Source organism: Bacillus sp. 3255 (assembly GCF_031456485.1).
Classification (GTDB): domain Bacteria; phylum Bacillota; class Bacilli; order Paenibacillales; family NBRC-103111; genus Paenibacillus_E.
The window spans coordinates 1-1,050 of the sequence record NZ_JAVDUS010000044.1; the positions used below are offsets into that span (position 1 = coordinate 1).

Sequence of the window (1,050 nt, forward strand, 5' to 3'; positions counted from 1 at the left end):
CGAAGCTTGAGGCGATACGTCTGCATCTAGTGGAAAAATGGACGTACCGACAAATCACGGAGCATCTAGCCATTCAAGATAAAGATCGTGTAAAGAAGTGGATGAGGAAATACCGTGAGCAGGGAGAGTTTGGTCTACTCGATCAGCGAGGCCGTAGAACGGAGTATATCGACAAGGATCGCGAACATAAGAAACTCGAAAGAGAAAATGCGATGTTAAAAAAGTGCTTGGAAATCTGGAAACGGGAGGTGTAAGAGGAAAGTACGCCATCATCGAAGAAGCATCAAACATATATCCGGTGGTGCAGCTCTGCAAGATATTGGGCGTCTGGAGAAGTTCATACTATCGCTATCTGAACCGTAAAGAACAAGACCCAGATAGGGAGGTTAAGAAACTCATTCAAGCTGTATACGACCTACGGAGGGGCACATATGGTTATCGAAGGATTGCAGCTGAACTAAAACGACAGCATGACCAAACAGTGAACCACAAGAAGGTTCTGCGCATTATGCAAGAACTCGGTATTCGTTCTATTATTCGAGCTAAACGTCCGTATTTTAGTGCATATCAAGTTATGAAGTCAGATGGTCGAGTTGCTCCAAATTTGTTAAATAGAGATTTTACGGCAGCAAAGCCGAATAACAAATGGGTTACCGACGTCACACAGTACCGCGTAGGAGATCAGCGACTTTACTTGTCGGCCATCAAGGATCTATACGGCAACGACATTGTCGCATTTCACATCAGTCATCGCAACGACAATGAGTTAGTGATAAAGACCTTTGAGAAGGCCTTTAAACAGCATAAAGACGTGACCGGGCTGATCGTTCACAGCGATCAAGGATTCCAGTACACGTCTCATGCTTACCACGACATGCTGCCTACGGTTGGCGCCCAAATCAGCATGTCGCGTCGCGGCAATTGTTTAGACAACGCCGCTATGGAAAGCTTCTTCTCGCATCTTAAAGCGGAAGCGCTCTACCCATATGATATCCGTTCGATTGAAGAAGCTCAACAACGAATTGAGGCTTTTATCCAATTTTATAATGA

The 1,050-nt window shown here is 45.0% G+C and carries 2 protein-coding genes; both read left to right on the forward strand.

Annotated features, from left to right (window positions below; translation table 11 throughout):
* Positions 1-254 (forward strand): helix-turn-helix domain-containing protein (locus tag J2X61_RS36240; RefSeq protein WP_310195305.1); only part of this gene is annotated, 254 nt, incomplete at its 5' end.
* A partial coding sequence (locus tag J2X61_RS36245; protein ID WP_310195308.1) for an IS3 family transposase occupies positions 224-1,050 on the forward strand: 827 nt, incomplete at its 3' end. The genes J2X61_RS36240 and J2X61_RS36245, both read left to right, overlap by 31 nt.